This window comes from Bradyrhizobium sp. WSM2793, assembly GCF_000379585.1.
Lineage (GTDB): Bacteria > Pseudomonadota > Alphaproteobacteria > Rhizobiales > Xanthobacteraceae > Bradyrhizobium.
Map to the genome: position 1 here is coordinate 188,302 of NZ_KB902780.1, position 24,352 is coordinate 212,653.

General features: G+C 64.8%; 21 protein-coding genes. 8 read left to right on the forward strand and 13 right to left on the reverse strand.

The features are described from left to right. The first annotated feature begins 8 nt into the window (after nucleotides 1–8). Nucleotides 9–458: a DUF4399 domain-containing protein gene (locus tag A3AS_RS0115765; RefSeq protein ID WP_020508690.1), complete on the forward strand. Its 450-nt coding sequence runs from the start codon at nucleotides 9–11 to the stop codon at nucleotides 456–458. Here the strand turns inward: A3AS_RS0115765 and A3AS_RS0115770 are convergent, their stop codons facing one another. The 10 genes from A3AS_RS0115770 to pqqA form a co-directional block, all read right to left on the reverse strand. Further along, nucleotides 459–1,514, reverse strand: a complete 1,056-nt coding sequence (locus A3AS_RS0115770) for a 2-oxoacid:ferredoxin oxidoreductase subunit beta (protein WP_018318541.1) — start codon at nucleotides 1,512–1,514, stop codon at nucleotides 459–461. It abuts the gene before it with no gap. Beyond that, nucleotides 1,511–3,358, reverse strand: a complete 1,848-nt coding sequence (locus A3AS_RS0115775) for a 2-oxoacid:acceptor oxidoreductase subunit alpha (protein ID WP_018318542.1) — start codon at nucleotides 3,356–3,358, stop codon at nucleotides 1,511–1,513. Before A3AS_RS0115775 ends, A3AS_RS0115770 begins: the two co-directional genes overlap by 4 nt. Beyond that, complete coding sequence (locus A3AS_RS0115780) at nucleotides 3,328–5,127, reverse strand: FAD-dependent oxidoreductase (RefSeq protein WP_018318543.1); 1,800 nt, start codon at nucleotides 5,125–5,127, stop codon at nucleotides 3,328–3,330. The genes A3AS_RS0115775 and A3AS_RS0115780 overlap by 31 nt, the downstream gene beginning before the upstream one ends. Nucleotides 5,128–5,363: 236 nt before the next feature. Continuing rightward, nucleotides 5,364–6,041, reverse strand: coding sequence for a DUF4286 family protein (locus A3AS_RS0115785; RefSeq protein WP_018318544.1), 678 nt, complete (start codon nucleotides 6,039–6,041; stop codon nucleotides 5,364–5,366). A gap of 24 nt (nucleotides 6,042–6,065) precedes the next feature. Continuing rightward, nucleotides 6,066–7,052, reverse strand: coding sequence for a prolyl aminopeptidase (pip, locus tag A3AS_RS0115790; protein WP_018318545.1), 987 nt, complete (start codon nucleotides 7,050–7,052; stop codon nucleotides 6,066–6,068). Continuing rightward, nucleotides 7,042–8,241, reverse strand: a complete 1,200-nt coding sequence (gene pqqE / locus A3AS_RS0115795) for a pyrroloquinoline quinone biosynthesis protein PqqE (RefSeq protein WP_018318546.1) — start codon at nucleotides 8,239–8,241, stop codon at nucleotides 7,042–7,044. Before pqqE ends, pip begins: the two co-directional genes overlap by 11 nt. Beyond that, the gene (gene pqqD / locus A3AS_RS0115800; protein ID WP_018318547.1) at nucleotides 8,238–8,549 is read right to left on the reverse strand and encodes a pyrroloquinoline quinone biosynthesis peptide chaperone PqqD; all 312 of its coding nucleotides are present in this window, start codon (nucleotides 8,547–8,549) and stop codon (nucleotides 8,238–8,240) included. The genes pqqE and pqqD overlap by 4 nt, the downstream gene beginning before the upstream one ends. Before the next feature lie 12 nt (nucleotides 8,550–8,561). After that, a complete protein-coding gene (gene pqqC / locus A3AS_RS0115805; RefSeq protein ID WP_018318548.1) occupies nucleotides 8,562–9,341 on the reverse strand; it encodes a pyrroloquinoline-quinone synthase PqqC in 780 nt (259 codons plus the stop codon). After that, a complete protein-coding gene (gene pqqB / locus A3AS_RS0115810) occupies nucleotides 9,338–10,267 on the reverse strand; it encodes a pyrroloquinoline quinone biosynthesis protein PqqB (RefSeq protein ID WP_018318549.1) in 930 nt (309 codons plus the stop codon). The genes pqqC and pqqB overlap by 4 nt, the downstream gene beginning before the upstream one ends. 117 nt (nucleotides 10,268–10,384) lie before the next feature. Then, the gene (gene pqqA / locus A3AS_RS43480) at nucleotides 10,385–10,465 is read right to left on the reverse strand and encodes a pyrroloquinoline quinone precursor peptide PqqA (RefSeq protein ID WP_007595659.1); all 81 of its coding nucleotides are present in this window, start codon (nucleotides 10,463–10,465) and stop codon (nucleotides 10,385–10,387) included. 248 nt (nucleotides 10,466–10,713) lie between these two features. On the opposite strand from pqqA, the gene A3AS_RS0115820 reads away from it, so the two are divergent. The 5 genes from A3AS_RS0115820 to tarD all read left to right on the forward strand — a co-directional run bounded on the left by A3AS_RS0115820 (nucleotide 10,714) and on the right by tarD (nucleotide 14,708). Then, nucleotides 10,714–10,971, forward strand: a complete 258-nt coding sequence (locus A3AS_RS0115820) for a hypothetical protein (RefSeq protein ID WP_026202038.1) — start codon at nucleotides 10,714–10,716, stop codon at nucleotides 10,969–10,971. Between the two features lie 208 nt (nucleotides 10,972–11,179). Beyond that, nucleotides 11,180–12,580 carry an amidase family protein gene (locus A3AS_RS0115825; RefSeq protein ID WP_018318551.1) on the forward strand — a complete coding sequence of 467 codons (1,401 nt, stop codon included), beginning with the start codon at nucleotides 11,180–11,182 and terminating at the stop codon, nucleotides 12,578–12,580. A gap of 2 nt (nucleotides 12,581–12,582) precedes the next feature. Then, nucleotides 12,583–13,059 (forward strand): glutathione peroxidase, encoded by a 477-nt coding sequence (locus A3AS_RS0115830; protein ID WP_018318552.1) that lies wholly within the window; start codon nucleotides 12,583–12,585, stop codon nucleotides 13,057–13,059. An 11-nt stretch (nucleotides 13,060–13,070) separates the two neighbouring features. Continuing rightward, nucleotides 13,071–13,313 (forward strand): DUF3297 family protein, encoded by a 243-nt coding sequence (locus A3AS_RS0115835; RefSeq protein ID WP_038950952.1) that lies wholly within the window; start codon nucleotides 13,071–13,073, stop codon nucleotides 13,311–13,313. Nucleotides 13,314–13,538: 225 nt separating this feature from the next. Continuing rightward, the gene (tarD, locus tag A3AS_RS0115840; protein WP_018318554.1) at nucleotides 13,539–14,708 is read left to right on the forward strand and encodes a D(-)-tartrate dehydratase; all 1,170 of its coding nucleotides are present in this window, start codon (nucleotides 13,539–13,541) and stop codon (nucleotides 14,706–14,708) included. 189 nt (nucleotides 14,709–14,897) lie between these two features. Here the strand turns inward: tarD and A3AS_RS0115845 are convergent, their stop codons facing one another. Together A3AS_RS0115845 and A3AS_RS0115850 are read right to left on the reverse strand one after the other, a co-directional pair. Beyond that, entirely contained in the window at nucleotides 14,898–16,250 is a 1,353-nt protein-coding gene (locus tag A3AS_RS0115845) for a malonyl-CoA decarboxylase (RefSeq protein WP_018318555.1), read from the reverse strand. A gap of 320 nt (nucleotides 16,251–16,570) precedes the next feature. Next, the gene (locus tag A3AS_RS0115850; protein ID WP_018318556.1) at nucleotides 16,571–17,395 is read right to left on the reverse strand and encodes a helix-turn-helix transcriptional regulator; all 825 of its coding nucleotides are present in this window, start codon (nucleotides 17,393–17,395) and stop codon (nucleotides 16,571–16,573) included. Between the two features lie 50 nt (nucleotides 17,396–17,445). Between A3AS_RS0115850 and A3AS_RS0115855 the strand changes: the two genes are divergently transcribed. Together A3AS_RS0115855 and A3AS_RS0115860 are read left to right on the forward strand one after the other, a co-directional pair. Further along, the gene (locus A3AS_RS0115855) at nucleotides 17,446–18,618 is read left to right on the forward strand and encodes an MFS transporter (RefSeq protein ID WP_018318557.1); all 1,173 of its coding nucleotides are present in this window, start codon (nucleotides 17,446–17,448) and stop codon (nucleotides 18,616–18,618) included. Between the two features lie 218 nt (nucleotides 18,619–18,836). Further along, nucleotides 18,837–21,104, forward strand: a complete 2,268-nt coding sequence (locus A3AS_RS0115860; protein ID WP_018318558.1) for a cation:proton antiporter — start codon at nucleotides 18,837–18,839, stop codon at nucleotides 21,102–21,104. An 81-nt stretch (nucleotides 21,105–21,185) separates the two neighbouring features. On the opposite strand, the gene A3AS_RS0115865 is transcribed toward A3AS_RS0115860, so the two are convergent. After that, on the reverse strand, nucleotides 21,186–24,344 hold the full coding sequence (locus A3AS_RS0115865; protein ID WP_018318559.1) for an efflux RND transporter permease subunit: 3,159 nt from the start codon (nucleotides 24,342–24,344) through the stop codon (nucleotides 21,186–21,188). Nucleotides 24,345–24,352 lie beyond the last annotated feature (8 nt).

Here is a 24,352-nt window from a genome sequence, read left to right on the forward strand (position 1 = left end):
TGGATTTGATGAAGATCATTCATTGTGTCGCACTGGCGACTGCGATCGCAGTGCACCCGGGCGCAGCCTGCTCGCAGGGAAAGACGGCGCCAAAGGACGCAAAACTGTATTTCATCACGCCGCACGATGGGCAGAAGGTTCGCGGTGGATTCTGGGTCCGGTTCGGCCTGCGCAACATGGGCGTGACGCATGCCGGCGACGATTACCAGAATGCCGGTCATCATCATCTGCTGGTCGACGTCAACGATCCCATCGATCCCAAGGAGCCGATCCCGCAGGACAAGTCGCACCTGCATTTCGGCGCAGGGCAGACCGAGACCATGCTGGACCTTGCGCCGGGGACTCACACCCTGCAACTGGTGCTCGGCGACGCCAAGCACTATCCGTTCGAACCGCCGGTCGTGTCGGAGAAGATCACGATACGCGTCAGGTCGCCGGCTTCGGCGCGGAGCAAATGATCAGCGCAGGCTGGCGTTGATCTTGTCCAGCACCGCCGAGCCCGGGCACAACGTGTCCGCTTCCAGCGTGTTGAGCGGCGTCTCGACCGTGTTGAGATGCTCGTGCAGATCTTCCGCGTCGGGGTCGACGTAAAGGAGACCGGTGACGATCTGCCCCTTGGCGGCGTGCCGCGCAAGGAAGGTCTGGGCGCCCAGCCGGTCATGCGGATCGTAGTCGGCGTCGATCTTGCGCAGCGCGATCTTGCTGCCGTCATGCTGCTCGACCATCTGCACGGTACCCGGCGCATAGTCCACCGCGATGGGATCGCGGCCGACCAGAACGTCGAGGCGGTTCACGGCGTCGTTGTGCTCGCGGACATAGTCGAAGCTCTTGGTCGAGCCGGCGTGGTTGTTGAAAGCGATGCAGGGGCTGATGACGTCGATGAAGGACGCGCCCTTGTGGCGGATCGCAGCCGCGATCAGCGGCACCAGCTGGGTCTTGTCGCCGGAGAAGCTGCGCGCCACGAAGGTGGCGCCCAGCTGCAATGCGATCGCAACGAGGTCGATGGCGTTGTCGGTGTTGGTGACGCCCTTCTTCGACTTCGAGCCGCGGTCGGCGGTGGCCGAGAACTGGCCCTTGGTCAGGCCGTAGACGCCGTTGTTCTCGACGATATAGGTCATGTTGACGCCGCGCCGGATCGAGTGCGCGAACTGGCCGAAGCCGATCGAGGCGGAATCGCCGTCGCCGGACACGCCGAGATAGATCAGATCGCGGTTGGCGAGGTTGGCGCCGGTCAAGACCGATGGCATGCGGCCGTGCACGGAGTTGAAGCCGTGCGAATTGCCGAGGAAATAATCCGGCGTCTTCGAGGAGCAGCCGATCCCGGAGATCTTCGCCACCCGGTGCGGCTCGATCGAGAGCTCGTAGCAGGCCTCGATGATCGAAGCCGTGATCGAATCGTGACCGCAGCCGGCACACAGCGTCGAGATCTTGCCCTCGTAGTCGCGATGGGTGTAGCCGAGCTCGTTCTTCTTCAGCCCCGGATGATGGAATTTTGGCTTTGCGATGTAGGTCATGACACGGCCTTGCGGAGCGGGGTCACCTTGAGGTGATCCTGGTGGTCGCCAATGGCTTTTGCGATGAAGCGGGCGGTGATCGGCGAGCCGTCGTAATGCACGATCGGCACGAGGCGCACCGGGTCGATGCCGTTCTCGTTGACGATGAGCTGGCGCAGCTGGCTGTCGCGATTCTGCTCGACGACGTAGACGAAGTCGTGCTCGGCGAGGAAGCTCGCCACGCTCGAATGGAACGGGAAGGCGCGGATGCGCAGGCGGTCGAGCTGATGCCCTCGCGCTTCCAAAAGGCCGATCGCCTCGTCCATTGCCGGTGAGGTCGAGCCGAAATAGATCACGCCGTATTTGGTCGGCCGTTCCGCATTGGCCTGCAGCGGTCGCGGCACCAGGTCCTGCGCGGTCTCGAACTTGCGCATCAGGCGCTGCATGTTGTCGGCATAGACCGAGCCTTCCTCGGAATAGCGCGCATAGCGATCACGCGAGGTGCCGCGGGTAAAATAGGAGCCCTTGGTCGGGTGCGTCCCGGGATAGGTGCGGTAGGGAATGCCGTCGCCGTCGACGTCGAGATAGCGGCCGAAGTCGCGGCCTTCCTCCAGCATCTCCGCGGTCATCACCTTGCCGCGGTCGTATTGCTTGGCATCGTCCCATTTCAGCGGGCGGCAGAGCCGGTGATTCATGCCGATGTCGAGGTCGAGCATCAGGAAGATCGTGGTCTGGATCCGCTCGGCGAGATCGAACGCGGCGGCCGCGAATTCGAAGGCCTCGGCGGGATCCTCGGGGAACAGCAACACATGCTTGGTGTCGCCGTGCGAAGCATAGGCGCAGGCGATGATGTCGCATTGCTGGGTGCGGGTCGGCATGCCCGTGGAGGGGCCGGCGCGCTGGATGTTCATGATCACGGCCGGAATCTCGGCGAAGTATGAGAGGCCGATGAATTCGGTCATCAGGGAGATGCCGGGGCCCGATGTCGCGGTGAAGGCGCGGGCGCCGTTCCAGGAGGCGCCGATGACGATGCCGATTGAAGCGAGCTCGTCCTCGCCCTGCACGATGGCGTATTTCGCCTTTCCGGTTTCAGGGTCGTGCCGATACTTCTTGCAATGGGCGGTGAAGGCCTCCGCCACCGACGAGGACGGCGTGATCGGATACCAGGCGCATACCGTGGCGCCGCCATAGACGGCGCCGAGCGCGGCGGCGCTGTTGCCTTCGATGAAGATGCGGTCGCCGACCTTGTCCGACTTTTTCACCCTGAGGCCGAGCGGGCATTTCAGGTTCTGCAGCGCCCAGTCGCGCCCAAGATGCAGCGCGTGGACGTTGGAGGAGAGCAGCTTTTCCTTGCCCTTGTACTGCTCGCCGATCAGCTGCTCGATCAGCTTCGGGTCCATGTCGAGCAGCGCCGAGAGTGCGCCGAGATAGATGATGTTCTTGAACAACTGGCGCTGGCGCGGATCGGTATAGGTCGAGTTGGTGATGGCGGTGAGCGGCACGCCGATCACCGTGATATCGTCGCGGAATTTGGTCGACGGCATCGGCTTGGTGGAATCGTAGAACAGATAGCCGCCCGGCTCGATGCCGGCGACGTCCTTGTCCCAGGTCTGCGGATTCATCGCCACCATCATGTCGACGCCGCCGCGGGCGCCGAGATGGCCGTCCTCGGTCACCCGCACCTCGTACCAGGTCGGCAGGCCCTGGATGTTGGAGGGGAAGATGTTGCGTGGGGAGACCGGAACACCGTGGCGCAGGATCGCCCGCGCGAACATCTCGTTGGCGCTGGCCGAGCCCGAGCCGTTCACGTTTGCGAAGCGGACGACGAAGTCGTTTACGCTGCTGATCGGCTTTTTGTCGGGCATGTCGAACCTGCGTGAGTCATGTCGATGAAATATTTCTGCATGTCCCAGGCGCCGGTGGGACACCGCTCGGCGCACAGCCCGCAATGCAGGCAGACGTCCTCGTCCTTCACCATCACGCGGCCGGTCTTGAGATCCGAGGAGACGTAGAGGTCCTGGTCCGGATGCGGCGAGGGCGCCTTCAGGCGCTGGCGCAGATCGCTTTCTTCTCCGTTGCCCGTGAAGGTGATGCAATCCATCGGGCAGATGTCCGCGCAGGCATCGCACTCGATGCAGAGCGAGGTCGAGAATACGGTCTGCACGTCGCAGTTCAGGCAGCGCTCGGCTTCGCCCAGCGCCAGCTTGACGTCGTAGCCGAGCTCGACCTCGGCGCGGATGTCCTTCAGCGCGATCACCTTGTCGCGATGCGGCACCTTGTAGCGCTTGTCGATCGAGATGTCGTTGTCATAGCTCCATTCGTGAATGCCCATCTTCTGCGATGAGACATGCACCTCAGGCAGTGGCCGCTCGGTGATGTCCTCGCCCGAGAGCATCTTGTGGATCGACAATGCGGCGTCATGGCCATGCGCGACCGCCCAGATGATGTTTTTGGGGCCGAACGCGGCATCGCCGCCGAAGAATACTTTTGGATTGGTCGAGACGAAGGTCTTGGGATCGACCTTCGGCATGTGCCATTTGTCGAACTCGATGCCGCAATCCTGCTCGATCCAGGGGAAGGCGTTTTCCTGACCGACCGCGACCAGCACGTCGTCGCAGGGAATGGTCTGATCGGGATCGCCCGACGGCACGAGGTTACGGCGGCCTTTGGCGTCATATTCGGCTTTGACGTGCTGGAAGGTGACGCCGATGAGCTTGCCGGCGACGTGCTTGAATGCCACCGGCACCATGTAGTTGAGGATCGGAATATCCTCGTGGAGCGCGTCCTCCTTCTCCCACGGCGAGGCCTTCATCTCCTCGAAGCCGGAACGCACGATCACCGTGACTTTCTCGCCGCCGAGCCGGCGCGCGGTGCGGCAGCAGTCCATTGCGGTGTTGCCGCCGCCGAGCACGATCACGCGCTTGCCGATCTTGTCGATATGGCCGAACGAGACCGAGGCCAGCCATTCGATGCCGATATGGATATTGCCAGCCGCTTCCTTGCGGCCGGGGATGTCGAGCTCTCGGCCGCGCGGCGCGCCGGAGCCGACGAAGATCGCGTCATATTTCTCCGCGAGCAGCGACTTCATGCTCTCGATGCGGTGGCCACCTTTGAACTCGACGCCGAGACCCAGGATGTAGCCGGTCTCCTCGTCGATCACCGAATTGGGCAGGCGGAATTTCGGGATCTGCGTGCGCATCATGCCGCCGGCTTCCGGATCGGCATCGAATACGGTGCAGTGATAGCCGAGCGGCGCGAGATCGCGCGCCACCGTCAGCGAGGCCGGACCGCCGCCGACGAAGGCAACGCGCTTGCCGTTCTTCGGTGCAGGGCGCGGCAGGCGCTGCTTGATGTCGTCCTTGAAATCGGCGGCGACACGCTTGAGCCGGCAGATTGCGACCGGCGTCTCCTCGACGCGTCCGCGGCGGCACGCCGGCTCGCAGGGACGATCGCAGGTGCGTCCCAGAATTCCGGGAAACACGTTCGACTTCCAATTGATCATGTAGGCGTCGCTATAGCGGCCTTGTGCGATCAGTCGGATATATTCGGGAACCGGGGTGTGCGCAGGACAGGCCCATTGGCAATCGACCACTTTGTGAAAGTAGTCGGGGGCCGCGATATCGGTCGGTTTCATTCCTACCCTGTCCGCGCAGGCTCAAAGACCCGGCGGCCTCTTCTGAGCTTGGCGAACGCTTAACGCGCTGCGATCTGGTTTCTGAATGACGTCATTGGGTTAGCTTATTAGAACCTTTCCGAAGTACAACGGCAAAGTTCGGTGCGTCCCCGCTTTCATGGGAGCTACGCGCGCACAGCATTAACGGCCGCGCGCGATGCGCGTGCGGTGCAATATGTTGCGATGCAGATGGTTGTTCAGCCGCGCGCGATGTCGCTCTTTGCGAGGTCCCACATCAGGCCGTAAGTGCCGACCGAGACGGGCAGCGGGAAGGGCGATGCAGCAGGGCCGGTGAAGCGCTCGGCGATCACGGCCGAGACCGCGCCGACATGCGTGCCGTCGATCAGCACGAACCAGTCGCGTGCGCCTTCGTTGCGTACCGCCGGAATGTCCGCGGTCGCGCCAGACAATTCCGGCTCGCTTTCGAGCAGATGCATCGAGATGATGCCGTCGCGCCGCTCCGGCGCCAGCTTTTCTTGCAGCGCATCACGCCATGCGCCAGCATTGTCAGCTGTGGGCCGCAGCCGCACGAGGCCGAGCGCAGCGCCGCGGCCGGTGCCGTTGCTGATGGTAATGCGCGCGACGACACGGAGCATGTCCTTGAAATGCGCCATGCTTTGCCGCGACCATTCGGTCTGGTTGGCCAGGCGCGCCCGATAGGCGGGACTGTCGAGCACGTCGAGCGTCGCGGTCGCGTACAGCGAGAGATATTTGGGATTGGCGGCATGCGCGACATAGCGCCGCGCTTCCAGGAAACCGTCGATCGCGACGCGCTCTTCCAGATGCTCTCGATCGTACCAGCGATTGAAATCGGCCTCATTGGCTGCGTCGATATTCATCGACGTCAGCAGCATGCCCTTTCCGGCGAGTGGCATTTTCTTGTTGTCCTTTTTCGCGCATTAGCGCGCGGCCTTCGACGCAAGGTCGGCAATCGACTTCATGACCGCATCCCTCACGCCGGCATCATAGAGCGAATGTCCGGCTTCTTCCACGAGGCGAATCTCGGAACCCGGCCAAACTTTCGCGAGCGCGTGTGATGTCTCAGGAGGGCACAACAGGTCGTAGCGGCCCTGCACGACAATGCCGGGAATCCCGGCGAGCCGGTCCGCGTTCCGCAGCAGCTGGGCTTCGTTCATGAAGGAGTTGTTGATGAAGTAATGCGCCTCCATGAACGGCGTCGCCGGCAGCGTGCGCCAGACGTTTAGCGACGCCAGGTCCAGCCGCATCTTGGCGGCCTTGTGCTCCGACAGGGCTCGCTCGGTGTCGTGCCAGGCGCGGGCCGCAGGTCCGTGAACGGCCGGATCGGCATCGAGGATGCGGCGATAATAGGCCTCCACCGGGCGCGCGCGTTCCTCGGGCGGCAGCACGCTCAGAAAATCCTCGTAGAGCGCGGGATAGAATTGCGGCAGGCGCACCGTGAAGGCCGTCTCGACCTCCGCTCGCGTGCCCAGAAAGGTCGCGCGGAGTGCAATGCCGGAGACGCGCTCGGGATGGGCCTGCGCATAGGCTAGCGCCAGCGTCGCACCCCAGGAGCCGCCGACCACCATCCAGCGGTCAAAGCCGAACTTTTCGCGGATTTTCTCCATGTCCGCGATCAGATGTGCCGTGGTGTTGTGCTCGCGCGATCCCTTGGGCCGGCTGCGGCCGCAGCCGCGCTGGTCGAACAGCACGGCGCAGAAGCGATCAGGGTCGAACAGCCGGCGATGATCGGGCTGGCAGCCGCTGCCGGGCCCGCCGTGCAGGTAGACCGCGGGAATGCCGTCGCTGCGGCCGACGCTCTCGACATAGAGCTCATGGCCGTCGCCGACGTCGAGCATGTCGGAGGTCAGCGGCGCAAAGGGATCGGCGCGCCTCGCGGCTGTACCTGCGTCGGCGTCAGGCCCCATTCTCGGATTCCAGGGTGCCGCCGGCGAAGTTGCGATAGAGGAAGCGGCTGGTCTCGCCCTCGGCCTCACGCTCGGCCTGCTTGAAGATGGTCTCGTGCAGCGGCGACAGCGCGCAGGCGGGGTCGGTGTTGGCGGCATCGCCGGTCAGCGCGAAGGCCTGGCAGCGGCAGCCGCCAAAATCGATCTCGCGGAATTCGCAAGACTTGCACGGCTCCTTCATCCAGCCGGTGCCGCGATAGCGGTTGAAGGCCTCGGAGTTCTGCCAGATCCAAGCGATCGAATGATTGGAGCGGACCGATTCGAAGTCGAGCCCGGTGATGCTCTCGGCGGCGTGACAGGGCAGCACCTTGCCGGCGGGCGAGATGTTGAAGAACTGCCGGCCCCAGCCGCCCATGCACTTCTTCGGCCGCAGCGCGTAATAATCAGGGACGACGTAGTCAATCGCGAGCGTACCCTTCAGCCGCTCGCGCGCCTCCTCGACGATGCGCGTGCACTCATCTAACTGCGCCACGCTCGGCATCAGCGCGGCACGGTTCTTCAGCGCCCAGCCGTAATACTGGACATTGGCGACCTCGAGCCGGTCGGCGTCGAGATCGACGGACATCTGGATGATGTCAGGCAACTGGTGCAGGTTCTGGCGGTGCATCACCGCGTTCACGGTGAGCGGCAGATCGAGCTCGCGCGTCCACTTTGCGACCTCGAGCTTCTTGCGGTGCCCGTTCTTGTAGCCGGCGACGCGATCGGCGAGGCCTTCTTCAACGCCCTGGAAACTGATCTGCACGTGGCAGAGCCCGGCATCGGCAAGCTCGCCGAGCTTCTCGCGCGTCAGCAGCACGGCCGAGGTGATCAGGTTGGTGTAGAGGCCGACGTCGCTGGCATGCTTGACGAGGTCGACGAGGTCCTTGCGCGCCGTCGGCTCGCCGCCGGAGAAATGCACCTGGAGCACGCCGATCTCGGCAAGCTCGCTCAAGACCTTCTTCCATTCCTCGGTGGTCAGCTCCTTGCCCGAGCGATCGAGCTCGACCGGGTTGGAGCAGTAGGGGCATTGCAGCGGGCAGCGATGGGTGATCTCGAGCAGCACCGCGAGCGGAATGCCAAAGGTCTCCGCCGTCGAGCGCTGCTTCTCCAGCACCGCGAGGCTGTCGCTGGCATCAGGGGGGATCATGGGGTTGCCGAGCACATCGCTCATGACGTCTTCTCCCGGGCCTCCGTGAGAAAGCCCTTGTCGGCGAGATCCTGCAGCATGACGATGACGTCGGCGAGGATCGCCTCGCGTGGCGCGGCGTATTTCACCGCCAACGCGTCCGCAATGTCGCCGACATTGCGCTCGCCGTTGCAGAGCTGCAAGACCTCAACGGCAATCTCGTCCGGCGCCAGCACGCGTTCCGGCGCCAGGATCACCCAGACCTTCCGCGTCTCGTCATATTTCAGCTTGGCATGCCGCGGCAGCACGGGGCGGCTCGTCTCGCTGACGCTGATGTTCCGCGGCCCGGCCATTGCAGCTCCTCTTCAGCCCGCTTTGGGCACGAACGCGCCCGGCGGAATGTTGCCCTCGACATAGGCGTGCTGAAGTGCGTCGAGTTGCACCCATAGCACGTTGGTCTTGAAGATCAGCGCGTTGCACACTTGCGCGCGCTGCTCCGGCGTCGTGGCATGCGCCTTGACATAGTCGAGCGCAAAGCCGGCATCGCGCGGCGCCTGCGCCAGGCGGCGCTTGAAGTAGCTCATGATGTCGGGGTTGACGAAATCATAGTGCTCCAGCATGCCGGAGATGCGTTCTTCATGCAGGTTCGGCGCGAACAGCTCGGTGAGCGAGGAGGCGATCGCCTCCAGCGGGCTTTTTTCGCGGCAGTAATGCACGTAGGCCTCCACCGCGAAGCGCGTCGCCGGCAAAATGCCTTCGGTCGATTCCACATAGGCCGTGTCGAGGCCGAGGCCTTCGGTCAGCTTCAGCCAGCGCTCGATGCCGCCTTCGCTGCCGACGTCGCCGTCATGATCCTCGATGCGGTGGCGCCATTCCAGGCGCGTGGCGCGGTCGCGGAAACGCGAGATCACCACCGCGTCCTTGATCGGGATCGTGCTCTGGTAATAGTAGCGGTTCAGCGCCCAGGCCTGCACCTGGCCCTTGTTCAGCTTGCCGCCGTGCAGCAGCTTGTGGAACGGATGCAGGCTGTGATAGCGCGTCGCCCCGATATGGCGCAGCGTCGCCTCGAGCTCCTCGGCCGAGTTGAGCCTCAGATCCTTGCCGATCGAGAGCGCAGTCATTCCAGTCATTGACGCCGCATTCACAGCACGATCTCCGTTCCATCCGCCGGTATCTGCCAGCCCGCCGCCTCGACGGCCTTGCGCTCGGATGAGGCAGGTAGCAGCGCCGGGTTCGAGTTATTGATATGCAGAAATATCTTCCTGTCGATAGCGAGGTCGGCCAGCCGTGCGATGGCGCCGTCCTCGCCGGACATGGCGACATGTCCCATGCTCTTGCCGGTCTTGTGGCCGAGCCCGCATTTGATCATCTCGTCGTCCTGCCAGACCGTGCCGTCGAAGAACACGAGCGAAGCGCCGTCGATCTCGGCCTTCAGCGCGTCGGTCACCTCGGCGCAGGCGGCGATGAAGTAGAAGCACTTGCCGGTGGCCTTGTCGGTGATCTTCAGGCCCAGCGTGTCGCCGTCGCCGCTGTCCCCCCCGGGATGCGCCTTGCCTTCCAGATACCAGGCCGATTTGCCCGAGACCGCGAAGGACAGCACCTCCAGTCCGGAGCGGGTGCCGTCGGGCAGGCGCGGCTCGAATGGCTCGCGGATTGCCATCGGCTGGCGCCGCACGTGCTTCTCGTTCAGCACGTTGAAGATGCTGTTGCTGGCAAGGATCGCCAGCACCTTCTCGTGCGCATAGACCGTGAACGGCGAGCCCTCGCGCATCGAGAGCAGGCCGGCCACCGCATCCACTTCGCTGTTGGTCAGGATCACGCCCGCAATCGGCGTATCGCGCAGCGCCCCGGCCTTGGGGTGCAGTTGCGGCGTGGCATTCAGTTGCTGGCGGAGGTCCGGTGAGGCATTGATCAGGAACCAGTGCTCGCCATCGCCGCTGAAGGCGACCGAGGCCTGGGTTCTCAAGAGCTCATGGCCGTTCTCTCGGGCCGCCCGGCAGCCCTCGCAGCCGCAATTCCATTGCGGCACTCCGCCGCCGGCTGCGGCGCCCAGGACGACGACGCGAAGCATGATCCGTCTCCTGGAAGCAACGTCGCGAGGTGGATCTCAGGCCGACACGATTTCCCTCATTCGGAAACCGGTCGTGACCGAAAGACCCACCTGCGCTGAACGCAGATCACCAACCGCTTACTTGCGGGTGGCGCTCACATACATGTTGATTTCCATGCCGCAGGGCACTTCGACGATCTTCGGGGCTTTCCAAGCCATTTTGGCACTCCATTTTCGCGAATTCGGACGTATCGCCCACCCGTTAAATTAGTGCGCGCTGAGAAGTTCGCCAGTGAAATTTTCCCGAGAAGCCCATGTTGCGCCGCGAAAAAAGGCCATCGGGAACACCACTTCTGAGACGCTGCCTTGCGTTCGGCGCATTCGGTCGCGAACCCTGTCCTGATAAAGCAGTTGTGAGTGCAGTGCAGCTTTCAATCCGGTACAGGCGACCCAACTGGATCTCGATGATGCCCAGATACTACTTCAATACCCGTATCGGCGACGAACTGATCGTGGATCCCGAAGGCGAGGATCTGCGCAACCCCGACCGCGCCTGGGAAGTCGCCCGCCAGATGATCCTTGAAGTGGTGAAATCCGAGGGCACCCAGCGCGCCCTGCTGGACGCCGTGATCGAGGTGACCGACGCCGAAGGCGAGATCGTGCTGGAGTTTCCCTTCACCGAGGCGCTGCTCGACATCCCGGACGCGTCCGCGACGCGGCATTAGCGGGCGCTCTCTCCGGTCATTGCGAGCGCAGGAAGCAATCCAGAGACTCTCCGCGGAGGAAGTCTGGATTGCTTCGTCGCAAGGGCTCCTCGCAAAGACGACGGAGAATGAGGCTCCACCCGGCGCCCCAGCGCCTTCGCCCCTGCGAAATCCGCATGGCTTTGCCGCGTTCCCGGCGCTAAAAGACGCCGGTTACACGGAGCAAGCCATGCAAGATCTCTGGCGCCTGTCGGCTGCCGACCTCGCCTCCCTCGTCAAGTCCAAAAAGGTGTCCGCCCGGGAGGCGGCCAAGGCCGGGCTCGCCCGCCTGGACGCCGTCAATCCCCAGCTCAACGCGGTGATCGACCACCGGCCGGACGACGTGCTCAAGCAGGCCGACGCCGTCGACGCCGCCATCGCGCGCGGCGAGGATCCCGGCGTGCTCGCCGGCGTGCCCGTCACCATCAAGGCCAATGTCGATCAGGAGGGCTTTGCCACCACCAACGGCCTCAAGCTCCAGCGCGAGTTGATCGCGCGCGAGGACAATCCGGTGGTCGCCAATTTCCGCAAAGCCGGCGCCATCCTGCTCGGCCGCACCAATTGCCCGGCCTTCTCCTATCGCTGGTTCACCACCAATCTCATCCATGGCGACACCAAGAACCCGCGTGACGCCTCGCTGACCCCGGGCGGTTCGTCCGGCGGCGCCGGTTCGGCGGTCGCGGCCGGTATCGGCCACATCGCCCACGGCACCGACATTGCCGGCTCGATCCGCTATCCCGCCTATGCCTGCGGCGTGCACGGTCTGCGCCCGACGCTCGGCCGCATCCCCGCCTTCAACCCGGCGCTGCCGGAGCGTCCGATCGGGCCGCAGATCATGGCGGTCTCGGGTCCGCTGGCGCGCACCGTCAACGACCTCAGGATTTCACTGGCTGCGATGTCGGCCCGCGACATCCGTGATCCCTGGTTCGTGCCGGCGCCGCTGGAAGGCCCCGCACGGGACAAGCGCGCCGCGCTCTGCCTCAATCCTGGCGGCCTTGCGACGACGCCGGAGGTGAAGGCGGCGGTGAGCGATGCCGGCAAGCGGCTGGAGCGCGCGGGCTGGACCGTCGACATCATCGAGGACACGCCGCCGATGCGCGAGGCGGTCGAGTGGCAGATCAAGCTCTGGCTCGGCGACGGCTACGAGGCCCAGCTGGAGATGGCCGAGCGCGAGGGCGATCCCGGCGCGCTGGCGTGCCTGCGCGGCAACCGCGCCAGGGTCACGCCGATGGACCAGGCCAATTACGCCAAGGCGCTGACGCGGCGAGCCACTCTGACCCGCGACTGGATGCTATTCTTCGAAAAGTACGCGGTGCTGCTGACGCCGGTGTCCGGCGAGCTGCCGTTCCCCGATCATCTTGATCGCAAGGACGACGAGTCGTTCAAGCGGGTCTGGGAAGCGCAGCTGCCGCAGATCGCCATTCCCTTCATGGGTCTGCCGGGCCTTGTGGTCTCCACCGGTCTCGTCGGCAAGGCGCCCGTCGGCGTGCACATCGTCTCCGGCCGCTATCGCGAGGATTTGTGCCTGCTCGCAGGCGAGGCGATCGAGGCGGGCGGCGTGCCGCCGTCGCCGATCGATCCCGTGGGTTAGCGATGTCCGTGATCTACGATTTCAAGGCCAACTCGCTTGCCGGCGAGGAGGTCGCCCTGAAACGTTTCGAGGGGCAGGTGCTGCTGATCGTCAACACCGCGAGCAAATGCGGCTTCACGCCGCAATATCGCGGCCTGGAAGATCTGCATCGCGATCTCTCGCCGCGCGGCTTCTCGGTGCTCGGCTTTCCCTGCAACCAGTTCGGCGCGCAGGAGCCGGGGCGGGCGGACGAGATCCAGGCGTTCTGCTCGACCCATTACGACGTCACCTTCCCGCTGTTCGAGAAGATCGACGTCAACGGCGCCAATGCGCATCCCCTGTATGAGTACCTGAAACGCCAGCAATCCGGGCTTCTCGGCACCGCCATCAAATGGAATTTCACCAAATTCCTGGTGGACCGTGCCGGCAAGGTGGTCGCGCGCTACGCGCCGACCGCGCGGCCCGAAGGATTGCGGAATCAAATCGAAACACTGTTGTGAGCGAGACAATCATGAGCGACGAATTTCCGGACCGCCTGTCGGTCGATCCGAACAGCCCCTATTACAACGCGGACATCCTCGCGCGCGACGTCGGCATCCGCTTCAAGGGCGTCGAGAAGACCAATGTCGAGGAATACTGCATCAGCGAAGGCTGGGTCCGCGTCACCGCCGGCAACGCCAAGGATCGCCATGGCAACCCGCTGACCATCAAGGTGCACGGCCCGGTGGAGCCGTATTTCAGGGATAAGAAATAGACCACCGTCATTCCGGGGCGATGCGAATCCGCCGCGCGTCCAAATGCAAGACCGTCACCCTGAGGTGGCCGCTCCTTCAGCGGCCCTCGAAGGGCGACAGCCCGGCTGCACCTCGGCCGTTCATCCTTCGAGGCTCCCGATGGGGCGCTGAGCGCCCCATCACTCGCACCTCAGGATGACGGGGAGACAGTCCGGCGAATTCCTCTCAACACCCAAGGCCACCCCATGTCCGTCCGCATCGTCGACGTCCGCGAAATCACCAAGCCGATCTCATCGCCGATCCGCAACGCCTATATCGACTTCACCAAGATGACGACCAGCCTCGTTGCCGTCGTCACCGACGTGGTGCGCGACGGCAAGCGCGTGATCGGCTACGGCTTCAACTCCAACGGCCGTTACGGGCAGGGCGGCCTGATCCGCGAGCGCTTTGCCTCGCGCATCACGGAGGCCGATCCGGAATCGCTGCTGAATGCGGCCGGCGACAATCTCGACCCCGACAAGGTCTGGGCTGCGATGATGACCAACGAGAAGCCGGGCGGTCACGGCGAGCGCTCGGTTGCGGTCGGCACCATCGACATGGCGGTGTGGGATGCGGTGGCGAAGATCGCCGGCAAGCCGCTGTTCCGCCTGCTCGCCGAACGGCACGGCGTCAAAGCCAATCCGCGCGTGTTCGTCTACGCCGCCGGTGGCTATTACTATCCCGGCAAGGACCTCTCGATGCTGCGGGCTGAGATGCGCGGCTATCTCGATCGCGGCTACAATGTCGTCAAGATGAAGATCGGCGGCGCTGATATCGACGAGGACCGCACCCGCATCGAGGCGGTGCTGAAGGAGATCGGCAAGGAGGCGCAGCTCGCCGTCGACGCCAACGGCCGCTTCAATCTCGAGACCGGCATCGCCTATGCCAAGATGCTGCGGGACTATCCCTTGTTCTGGTACGAGGAAGTCGGCGATCCCCTCGACTATGCGCTGCAGGCCGCGCTCGCCGAATTCTATCCGGGCCCGATGGCCACAGGCGAGAATCTCTTCAGCCACCAGGATGCCCGCAATCTGATCCGCTACGGCGGCATGCGCCCCGACCGCGACTGGCTGCAATTCGACTGCGCGCTGTCCTATGGCCTCTGCGAATACCAGCGCACGCTGGAAGTCCTGAAGACCCACGGCTGGTCCCCCAGTCGCTGCATCCCGCACGGCGGCCACCAGATGTCGCTCAACATCGCAGCCGGCTTGGGCCTCGGCGGCAATGAGAGCTATCCCGACCTGTTCCAGCCCTACGGCGGCTTCCCGGATGGCGTGCGCGTCGAGAACGGCCACATCACCATGCCAGACCTTCCGGGCATCGGCTTCGAGGGCAAGTCGGATCTCTACAAGGAAATGAAGGCGCTGGCGGAGTAGCGTTGGGGCTCCGGCGTTTGCAACAACTCGGTGTTGTCCCCGCGAACGCGGGGACCCATAACCCCAGAGTGAGGTTATGGAGCGAGCTGGTCACTCCGAGTCTTCGCCAAACCCAATCCTGTGGTTTTGGGTCCCGGATCTGCGCTCCGCTTCGCTGCGCTTGTCCGGGACGACGACTGACTGTGTGGCCTACGACAGCCGCATATCCAGCAGCCGTCGCCCTTCGCCCTTCAGCAGCTTCTTCACCGCACTGGACGCCACCACCTCGCCGTCATTGGCGTAGGCTTCGTGGTTCTTCTCGATGTCGTCGAGGCGATAGAGGTAGTTGACCATCACGCCGGCGGATTCCCGCACGCCCTTCGGCGAGAGATCGCCCAGCCAGTTGATGCGCTCCAGCCTGGCGCCGTTGCCGAGATGGAAGCGGGCGACGGAATCGATCAGCTTGCCCTTCGGCGTGCGCGCCTTGAGGAAGTAGTGTGCCGCGAGCGGCTCGATCACGGCGCGGAGCTGTGCCGTCGTCTCGGGGCTCTCGAACCATTTGGGATCGTCGAGGCGCTTCAGCACCTCGCGGTCCTCGTCGGACAGCGGCAAGTCCTTGTCCTGCTTCAGCCATGGCATGAAGCCCGGCACCGGTGACAGCGTCACGAAAGTGTCGAGCTTGGGCGTTTCACGGCGCAGCTCCTCGACCACCTGCTTGATCAGGAAGCTGCCGAAGGAGATGCCGCCGAGACCGCGCTGGGTGTTGGAGATCGAATAGAACACGGCGGTGCGCGCGCGCTCGATCGGCAGATGCTGGCGGTCGACTGCAAGCAGCGGCGCAATCGCGCCCGGGATGGTCTCGGTCAGCGCCACCTCGACGAAGATCAAGGGCTCGTCGACCATCGCGGGATGGAAGAAGGCGTAGCAGCGGCGGTCGACCGGATCGATGCGGCGGCGCAGATCGTCCCAGTCCGAGATCTCGTGCACGGCCTCGTAGCGGATGATCTTTTCGAGGATGTTGGCCGGGGACGACCAGTCAATCCTGCGCAGCACGAGAAACCCCCTGTTGAACCACGAAGAGAGAAGATGCGAGACGTCGCGATCGAGCGCGGCGAGGTCGGTGTGGCCGTTCATCATGCCGAGCAGATCGGCGCGCATGTTGACGAGATCGCCGGTGCCGCCGGGCGCGCGGTTGAGGCGGCGGATCAGCTCCTGCCGCCGCGGCTCCGAGGCGAAATGCAGCGAGCTCGCGTCCTCGTCGCTCGGCGCGGCGCGCCATTTCTCGATCGCCTTGGCCAGGCGCTCCCGGTCCGGGCCGAAATCGCGCACCAGCCCGTGGAAGAAGGCGCGGCGTCCCGCCGGATCCAGCTCACGGTAGATGTCGAGCACCTCACGCGCAATGGCGATGCCCGATGCCTCGCCCCGGCCCGACAGCAGCGCATCGCAGAGATCGATCAGCCCGTCGGCATCCCGTCTGGTGTCGGCGGACTCGCCGCGACGAAGCAGCGTGCGGCCGCGCTCGGAGATCGTGGCGAGCAGGTCGGAGAAGAAGGCGTTGGCCATCGGGGCTTTCGTATCAGGTTTGTGCGTTGCCGAAGCTTACACGGGATTTGGGCGGAAACCGATCACAATCAAGCGGAGGAATGCGGCAACTTTAGTTGGGCCGTGCGTTTGGGGAATGACGGCATAGCGTGGGCGTTGAGGGAGCGGGTGTGCTCACCCCAAACGAGCTGCCGTAGGGTGGGCAAAGGCGCCCTTGCGCCGTGCCCACGATCCTTTGACTGCAGCGAAGGAATCGTGGGCACGTTTCCGCCTTCGCTCTTCGAGCTACGGCGGCGCTTTGCCCACCCTACGAGTTCTGTGCTCGCAATGCCGAGGCTGCCTCAAGCTTTGCCGGCAAACTCCGTCGGCGTCCGCCCCGTCACCCGGCGGAACGCGGCCGAGAACGCGGGCACGCTGGCATAGCCGAGCTGGGTTGCGAGCTGCTTCACCGACACATTCGCATCCGTCGACAGGCGCTGGATCGCCGCAGCAATCCGCGCGCGCTGGCACCAGCTCTTGAAGCTCAGCTGCGTTTCCGTCGAGAACAGCCGCGACAGCGTCCGCGCGGAAGTTCCGACCTCGCGCGCGAGCGTGTCGATGTCGTGCAGGCCGGTCGGATCGTCGAGCACGATCAGGGCGGCGCGGCGGCAGCGCGACTCGCGCGGCAGCGGCACGAAGGTCGCGGAATCCTCAGCCTGGTGCAATTCCAGCATGACGAGGCGAACCAGCAGCTCGGTGCGCTCCTCCGTGTTGCGCACGTCGAACAGCGCCAGGATCGCCTGATTGAGCAGCGGCGACACCCGCACCACGAATTCCCGGGTCAGGCCGTCATAGCGCTGCTCGCGCTTGAGCCAGGACAGGTCGAAATACAGCGTGCGCATCTCGATGTCGGCGAGCAGATCGATGGCATGCTGGAGCCCGGCCGGGACCCAGACCGCGCGGTCCGGCGGCACCAGCCAGCGTCCCCCGGGCGTCGTCACCTGCATGGTGCCCTTGGCCGCATAGATCAGCTGCGCCTCGCGGTGCAAATGCGGATCGATCCGCAAACCCTTGGGGTAGTCGCGCGCGACCAGGTGCACGCCCGCGGGCGAGCGGTGGTTGCTCCGGACCTCCCGCAGGATTGGCGTTTCCAAGATTGGCGTTTCCAAGACAGTCATTGGCAGCATCCCGTCATGGGGAGGACATATAACTCATTTCGGAGCAGGAGAGGATTCGTATGAACAGCCCCAGCCGGGTCATCAGTTTCGTCAACGCAGGCCATTTCATCGACCATTATTCGATGCTGATCTTCGCCGCCGCCGTCATCATCATGGGACCGGCGCTCGGCATGGCCTATTCGGAACTTCTGCCCTACGCGACACCTGGCTTTGTGGCTTTCGGCGCCGGCTCGCTGCTCACCGGCTGGCTCGGCGACCGCTGGAGCCGCCGCCACATGATGCTGATCTTCTTCGTCGGCATCGGCCTCTCCATGATCGCGGTCGGCTTCGTGCAGACCCCGGCGCAGCTCGGCGCGGCGCTGCTGGCGATCGGCATCTTTGCCTCGATCTACCATCCCGTCGGCACCGCCATGATCGTGTCCTATGCCGACCGGCTCGGCCGCGAGATGGGCATCAACGGCGTCTGGGGCAATCTCGGCGTGGCCTCATCGGCGCTGGTGACAGGCGTGATCGGCCAATATCTCGGCTGGCGTTTCGCCTTCATCGTTCCCGGCGTGGTCACGATCCTGATCGGCTTCGCCTTTGCGATGATGGTCGTGCACGAGGACCGCAAGGGCACCAAGCAGGCCGCGGCGCAGGCGCGGGTGGCCAAGCAGGACATGTGGCGCGTGGTGCTGTCGCTGCTGATCGTGGTGATCGCGATCTCCACGACTTTCAACGCGGTCACCGTGGCGCTGCCAAAGCTGTTCGCGGAGCGTCTCGCGGATTTGACGAAGAGCCCGGCGCTGCTCGGAATCATCGCGGCCTGCGTCTACGTGTTCGGCGCGATGACGCAGTACACGATCGGCCGGCTGCTCGACCGTTACTCGCTGAAGACGGTGGCATTGCCGCTGTCCTTCATGCTGGCGCCGTTCCTCTATCTCGCCGCCAGCCTGAACAATCTGCCGCTGATCCTGGTCTCGATCGGCATCGTCATGGGCGCATTCGGGCAGGTCACGGTCAACGATGCCATGGTCGGCAAGTACACCAGCGAGGAATGGCGCTCGCGCGCCTACGCCGTGCGCTATTTCATCGGCTTCACCGCGGCCGGCGCCTCGGTCGGCCTGGTCGCCTGGCTCTACGAGCAGGGCGGGTTCGTCACCATGCTGCACGCCTTCGCCGCGCTCTGCCTGCTGGCAATCGCAGCCGCCATCATCCTGCCGCGCGAGATCCGGACGCCACAGCCGGTGTGAGGCGCCTCGTGTCCCGGACAAGCCGCAACGCGTGATTGCAGCGCAGAGCCGGGACCCAGAGTTGCGAGTCCCCTTCGCCAAGGCTTCGGCGAACAAGTCGCTGCGCTCGCAATGACGGTGAATATCCCGCCCCGTGAACCGGGAACCCGCTCCACGTCCCGCGGGTTCTATCCTCGTGGCCCCAACCTCGGGGCAGGCAAAGGGGGAAAGACACCTGCATGCCATGGCGCCTGCTCCGTCCGGTCGGCCTCGTCCCCGCGGCGCTTGTCCTCACCACCATTGCGGCCGGTGCCGAGGGCGGCAAATCGGCCGGCCCGTCCGAATTCCTGCTGGTGGCGCAGATCGTGCTGTTGATCGCTGTGGGGCGCGGTCTTGGCGAGATCATGCAGCGGATCGGCCAGCCCTCGGTGATCGGCGAGTTGCTCGCGGGCATCATCCTCGGACCGTCGCTGTTCGGCTGGATCTGGCCCGAAGCGCAGCACGCGATCTTCCCCAAGACCCCCGAGCAGAAGGCGATGATCGACGGCATTGCCCAGTTCGGCATCCTGCTCCTGCTGCTGCTCACCGGCATGGAGACCGACCTCAAGCTGGTCCGGAAAGTCGGCAGGGCCGCGATCGCGATCTCGATCGCCGGCATCCTCGTGCCCTTTGCCTGCGGCTTCGCGCTCGGAGAGTTTCTGCCCGATGCGCTGCTGCCCGATCCGCAACAGCGCCTGGTCGCTTCGCTGTTCATGGGCACGGCGCTCTCGATCTCCTCGGTCAAGATCGTCGCGGTGGTGGTGCGCGAGATGAATTTCATGCGCCGCAATGTCGGGCAGATCATCGTGGCGACCGCCGTCATCGACGACACCATCGGCTGGATCATCATCGCCGTCATCTTCAGCCTGGCCTCGCACGGTACGCTGGATATCGCCTCGGTGGCGAAAGCCGTGCTGGGCACGCTCGCCTTCCTGGCCGTCAGCTTCACCATCGGCCGCCGCCTGGTGTTCCAGCTGATCCGCTGGGCCAACGACAATCTCGTCAGCGCGGCGGCGGTGATCACGGTGATCCTGCTGTTGATGAGCGTGATGGCGCTGATCACGCATCTGATCGGCGTGCACACCGTGCTCGGGGCCTTCGTCGCCGGCATCCTGGTCGGGGAATCCCCGATCCTGACGCGGCAGATCGACGAGCGCCTGCGCGGGCTGATCTCCGCCTTCTTCATGCCGGTGTTCTTCGGCCTTGCCGGCCTCAGCGCTGATCTGTCGGTGCTGCGCGATCCCAATCTCTTGATGCTCACCGGCCTGCTGGTCGTGATCGCCAGCGTCGGCAAGTTCGGCGGCGCCTTCGTCGGCGGCACATTGGGCGGCCTGAACCATCGGGAATCGCTGGCGCTGGCGAGCGGCATGAATGCCCGCGGCTCGACCGAGGTGATCATCGCGACCATTGGCCTGTCCATCGGCGTGCTGAGCCAGAACCTGTTCACGATGATCGTGACCATGGCGATCGTGACCACGATGGCGATGCCGCCGATGCTGCGCGCGGCGCTGGCAAGGCTGCCGATGAACAAGGACGAGAAAGAGCGGCTGGAGCGGGAGGAGTTCGAGAAGCGCGGCTTCCTCGCCAATCTCGAGCGCCCTCTGCTGGCGGTGGACGAAAGCGCCAACGCCACCTTTGCCGCGCACATCGCCGGCCTGATCGCGGGCATGCGCGGCCTGCCGATCACCGTCCTGCATATCGGCAAAAGCGCGAAGGAGCGGGAGAAGGGCCGCGACCAGGAGGAGAGCCACGAAGCGGTGGTGAAGAAAGCCGCCGAAGTCGTGTCCGCCCATGGCGACGGCGAGGCCGGCAACGTCGATGTCGTCACCCGCGCGCGGCAAGCGGAGCTCGGCGAGACCATCGCCGATGAAGCGCGCAAGGGTTTTGATCTTCTGGTGGTTGGCATCGACAAGGTCATCGCGACCAAGGACCGTTTCGACCGGAGGATCGACGACATCGCCGCGAAGTTCGAAGGGCCGCTCGCGATCGTCGCGGCCAAGGGCAAGCACCTGAAGCAGCCGGCGCCCGAGGCGCTCAACATCCTCGTTCCGGTCTCCGGCAGTGGCATCTCCAAGCGCGGCGCCGAGGTCGCGGTCGCGTTGGCGCAAGGAGGATCAGGCTCGCTGCGAGTGATCTATGTCGCGACCACGCGCGACAAGGGCGCGCAGCGTGGCGCCTCCCGTGGCCTCGGCCAGGAGGCGGGCATTCTCAAGGACGCCAGCGATCTCGCCGCCCGCTATGACGTTGACATCACCACCACGCTGCGGGTGAACCGGGCGCCCGAAGCCGCGATCCTGCGCGAGATCGACACCACCGACGTCGATCTCGTCGTCATGGGCGTCGACCGCATCCAGGCCGACCACCTCTCCTTCGGCGGCGTCGCCGACGCCGTGCTCCGGCAGTCGAAGGTCTCGGTGCTGCTGGTGTCGAGCGGCGAGGCAAGGCAGGCTCCGGCGGAGAAGACTTGAGGTCGACTGCTGGTGCGCTCCCTCTCCCGCAAGCGGGAGAGGTTACACCGAACTCGCGGCGCCGCTGATCCAAACCAACCCTTACGACTTCACCTCCGCCACAGTCTCCACCTTCACCGCCTTCTTGCTCGCCCGCCAGTTCTCGAAACGCTGCACCACCACGAAGAAGGCCGGCACGAACAGCACGGCGAGGCAGGTCGAGGCCAGCATGCCGGAGAAGACGGTGATGCCGATCGACTTGCGCGCGCTGGCGCCGGCGCCGGTGGCGAGCACCAGCGGCACCACACCGAGGATGAAGGCGAAGGAGGTCATCAGGATCGGGCGGAAGCGCGCACGCGCCGCCTCGATCGCGGCCTCCACCACCGGCTTGCCGTCGCGGCCGTGCAGCTCCAGCCCGACCTCGACGATCAGGATCGCGTTCTTGGCCGACAGCGCGATCAGGAGGATCAGCCCGATCTGGCAATAGAGGTTGTTGTCGATCTTGAGCCCGGAGAGGATCAGCATCGGCCCCAGCAGCGACAGCGGCACCGCGAGGATCACCGAGATCGGCGCGTACCAGCTCTCATACTGGCCGGCGAGCACGAGATAGACCAGCAGCATGGCAAGGCCGAACACCCAGTAGATCTGGTTGCTGACCGCCTTCTCCTGATAGGACATCGCGGTCCACTCGTAGCCGGTGCCCGGCGGCAGCGTCTTGTCGGCGATCTCCTCCATCAGCTTCAGCGACTGGCCGGAGGAGTATCCCTGCGCCGGCAGGCCGATCACGGTCGAGGACGGATAGAGATTGTAGAGGCTGATCAGTGACGGTCCCGTGGCCGGCGTGATCTTGGCGACGGTGCCGATCGGGATCATGTCGCCGTTCGAGTTGCGCACCTGCATGTTGGCGATGTCGCGCTCGGTGACGCGGAAGGCGGGATCGGCCTGGGTGTAGACCTGGAACACACGGCCGAACTTGTTGAACTGGTTGACATAGGACGAGCCGAGATAGGTCGACAGCGCCGAGAACACCTGGTCCGTCGTGACGTGCAGCGTCTGGGTTTTGACCCGGTCGATCTCGACGTTGAACTGCGGCACCGAGGAGCGGAACGAGGACTGCACGCGCTGCAGCGCGCTCTGGCTCTGGCCGTTGCTGACCATCGCGCCGGTGATCGCCTGCAGCTTGGCGAAATCGCTGTTGCCGTCGCGCAGCTCGACCTGCATCGAGAAGCCGGCGGCGTTGCCGATGCCCTGGATCGGCGGCGGCGGCAGCACCAGCGTGCGCGCCTCCATGATGGTGGCGAGCTTGTCGTTGAGCCCATAGACCAGCGAGCGCAGATCCTCGCCGGGTCCTTTGCGCGCATCCCAATCCTTCAGGATGATGTAGGCGACGCCGGCATTGGCAAGGCTGGCGCTGTTGTCGAGCGCGGAGATGCCGGCGATGGTGATGACCTGCGCCACGCCAGGCGTCTCCTTGATCAGCCCGCTCGCTCTGTCGAGCACGGCTTGCGTCCGCTCCAGCGCGGCGCCGTCGGGCAGCTGCACGGCGGCGATCAGATAGCCCTGGTCCTCGATCGGCAGGAAGCCGGTCGGCACCCGCGACAGGCCGTAGCCGCTGGCGCCGATCACCAGCAGCGCGAACGCGACCGAGATGGTGGCGTGCTTGACGAGGAAGGTGATCAGTCGTGTGTAGCCGCGCTCGACGCGGTTATAGACCGCGTTGAAACCTCTGTAGAAGAAATTGCGCTGCTCGGGCGGCACCGTCGGCCGCAGCCACAGCGCGCATTGCGTCGGCTTCAGCGTCGCCGCGTTGATGGCGGAGAGCAGCGCGGTCGCCGCGATCACCAGCGCGAATTGCGAATAGATGCGCCCTGTGAGCCCGGCGAGGAACGAGGCCGGCAAAAACACCGAGATCAGCACCAGCGTGATGCCGACGATCGGCGCGAACAGCTGGTCCATCGCCTTGATCGCGGCGTCGTGGCCGTTCATGCCCTGCTCGATGTTGTGGGCGGCGCCTTCCACCACGACGATGGCGTCATCGACCACGATGCCGATCGCGAGCACGATCGCGAACAGCGTCGACATGTTGATGGTGAAGCCGAGCGCCGCCATCGCGGCGAAGGCGCCGATGATGGTGACAGGCACGGTCGTCGCCGGCACCAGCATCGCGCGCCAGTCCTGCAGGAACACCAGGATCACGACCAGCACCAAGAGGCCGGCCTCGATCAGCGTCATGTAGACCTCGTGCACCGAGGCCTCGACGAATTTGGTGGTGTCGAACGGCGTGTCGTATTTGATGCCTTCCGGGAACCGCTTGGCGAGGTCCGCCATCTTCTTCTCGACGGCCTGCTCGACCTGGAGCGCGTTGGCGCCGGGCGACTGGAATACGCCGATGCCGACGGCCGGCTGCTTGTTGAGCGAAAAGATCTGGCTGTAGGTCTGCGCCCCCAGCTCGACCCAGCCGACGTCGCGGACCCGCGTGACGTCGCCGCTGCTGCCCGACTTGACGATGATGTCCTCGAACTGGCTGGTGTCGTCGAGCCGTCCGTTGACGTTGAGCGTGTACTGGAACGCCTGTCCCGGCGGTGTCGGCGGCGCGCCGACCTGGCCGGCGGAGACCTGCTGGCTCTGCTGCTGGATTGCGTTGATGACGTCCTGCGGCACGAGGCCACGGACCTGCAGCTTGTTCGGATCGAGCCAGACCCGCATCGAATACTGGCCGGCGCCGAACACGGTGACGTTGCCGACGCCGGGCAGGCGGGAGAGCTCGTCGCGGATGTTGATGGTGGCGTAATTGCTCAAATAGAGGCTGTCGTATCTCGAATCCGGTGAGGTCAGCGTCACGAACAGCAGGATCGAGGTCGACCGCTTCTGCACGGTGACGCCCTGGTTCTGCACGGCCTGCGGCAATTGCGACAACGCGCTGGAGACGCGGTTCTGCACCAGCACCTGCGCGAAGTTGAGGTCGGTGCCGATCTTGAAGGTTACGGTCAGCGTATAGGTACCGTCGGAGCCGCTGTAGGACTGCATGTAGAGCATGTCCTCGACGCCGTTGACCTGCTGCTCGATCGGCAGCGCCACGGTGTCGATCACGGTCTTGGCGCTGGCGCCGGGATAGCGCGTGGTGACCTGCACGGTCGGCGGCACCACGTCGGGGTATTGCGCGATAGCGAGATTGAACAGCGCGACGCCACCGATCAGGATCATCAACAGCGCGATGACGTTCGACAGGACCGGCCGCTCGATGAAGAATTTTGAGATCATGGCTGGCG

Coding starts and splice junctions, on each gene's coding strand:
- A3AS_RS0115775 (WP_018318542.1), bottom strand. CDS start 3,358: ATGCCCGACAAAAAGCCGATCAGCAGCGTAAACGACTTCGTCGTCCGC.
- pqqD (WP_018318547.1), bottom strand. CDS start 8,549: ATGGCCGGGCCGCGGAACATCAGCGTCAGCGAGACGAGCCGCCCCGTG.
- A3AS_RS0115850 (WP_018318556.1), bottom strand. CDS start 17,395: ATGCTGCCAATGACTGTCTTGGAAACGCCAATCTTGGAAACGCCAATC.
- A3AS_RS0115820 (WP_026202038.1), top strand. CDS start 10,714: ATGCCCAGATACTACTTCAATACCCGTATCGGCGACGAACTGATCGTG.
- A3AS_RS0115785 (WP_018318544.1), bottom strand. CDS start 6,041: ATGCCACTCGCCGGAAAGGGCATGCTGCTGACGTCGATGAATATCGAC.
- tarD (WP_018318554.1), top strand. CDS start 13,539: ATGTCCGTCCGCATCGTCGACGTCCGCGAAATCACCAAGCCGATCTCA.
- A3AS_RS0115765 (WP_020508690.1), top strand. CDS start 9: ATGAAGATCATTCATTGTGTCGCACTGGCGACTGCGATCGCAGTGCAC.
- A3AS_RS0115830 (WP_018318552.1), top strand. CDS start 12,583: ATGTCCGTGATCTACGATTTCAAGGCCAACTCGCTTGCCGGCGAGGAG.
- pqqE (WP_018318546.1), bottom strand. CDS start 8,241: ATGAGCGATGTGCTCGGCAACCCCATGATCCCCCCTGATGCCAGCGAC.
- A3AS_RS0115835 (WP_038950952.1), top strand. CDS start 13,071: ATGAGCGACGAATTTCCGGACCGCCTGTCGGTCGATCCGAACAGCCCC.
- A3AS_RS0115770 (WP_018318541.1), bottom strand. CDS start 1,514: ATGACCTACATCGCAAAGCCAAAATTCCATCATCCGGGGCTGAAGAAG.
- pqqB (WP_018318549.1), bottom strand. CDS start 10,267: ATGCTTCGCGTCGTCGTCCTGGGCGCCGCAGCCGGCGGCGGAGTGCCG.
- pqqA (WP_007595659.1), bottom strand. CDS start 10,465: ATGGCTTGGAAAGCCCCGAAGATCGTCGAAGTGCCCTGCGGCATGGAA.
- A3AS_RS0115865 (WP_018318559.1), bottom strand. CDS start 24,344: ATGATCTCAAAATTCTTCATCGAGCGGCCGGTCCTGTCGAACGTCATC.
- A3AS_RS0115855 (WP_018318557.1), top strand. CDS start 17,446: ATGAACAGCCCCAGCCGGGTCATCAGTTTCGTCAACGCAGGCCATTTC.
- A3AS_RS0115780 (WP_018318543.1), bottom strand. CDS start 5,127: ATGAAACCGACCGATATCGCGGCCCCCGACTACTTTCACAAAGTGGTC.
- A3AS_RS0115860 (WP_018318558.1), top strand. CDS start 18,837: ATGCCATGGCGCCTGCTCCGTCCGGTCGGCCTCGTCCCCGCGGCGCTT.
- A3AS_RS0115845 (WP_018318555.1), bottom strand. CDS start 16,250: ATGGCCAACGCCTTCTTCTCCGACCTGCTCGCCACGATCTCCGAGCGC.
- pip (WP_018318545.1), bottom strand. CDS start 7,052: ATGGGGCCTGACGCCGACGCAGGTACAGCCGCGAGGCGCGCCGATCCC.
- A3AS_RS0115825 (WP_018318551.1), top strand. CDS start 11,180: ATGCAAGATCTCTGGCGCCTGTCGGCTGCCGACCTCGCCTCCCTCGTC.